1 protein-coding gene is annotated in these 513 nt (G+C 69.6%); it reads left to right on the top strand.

What is annotated here, in order from left to right; all coding sequences use genetic code 11:
- Positions 1-513, top strand: a 513-nt coding sequence (locus ASG00_RS17020; protein ID WP_235559153.1) for a multicopper oxidase domain-containing protein, incomplete at both ends; no start/stop codon positions are given.

Genomic DNA, 513 nt, shown 5'->3' with positions numbered 1-513 from the left:
GAACGCTACGACCTGCAGGTCACCCTGGACGATGGGGTGTTCCCTGTCGTCGCCGACGCGGAAGGCAAGCAGGATCGCGCGTTCGCGCTCGTTCGCACCGCCGCTGGCACGGCTCCGGCCAGCGACGTCCCCGTCGCCGAGCTCGGCACCGGCAGGGTCGGCACCGCTGCCGGACTGAGCGCGACCGCCTCCGTCACCCTGCACCAGGCATCCCCCGACCGGGTCGTGCACCTCGCGCTGACCGGGGGGATGGAGGCGTACGACTGGGGGATCAATGGGCGCCGGTTCGACATGAACGACCCGTTGCGGGACGCGCACGCGATCAGTATGGGGGAGCGGGTGCAGTTGCGGATCCGCAATGACACCGAGATGTGGCATCCGTTCCACCTGCACGGCCACACCTACCAGCACGCGAACGGCGGCCCCCGGAAGGACACCTCCATCATCCTCCCGGGCCAGACCCTGACAGTCGACTTCGATGCCGACAACCCCGGCCAGTGGGTCGCGCACTGC

This window comes from Microbacterium sp. Leaf351, assembly GCF_001423825.1.
Classification (GTDB): domain Bacteria; phylum Actinomycetota; class Actinomycetes; order Actinomycetales; family Microbacteriaceae; genus Microbacterium; species Microbacterium ginsengisoli.
Note: the sequence above shows the minus strand (reverse complement) of the source record. Positions and strands in the feature narration are given on the sequence as shown.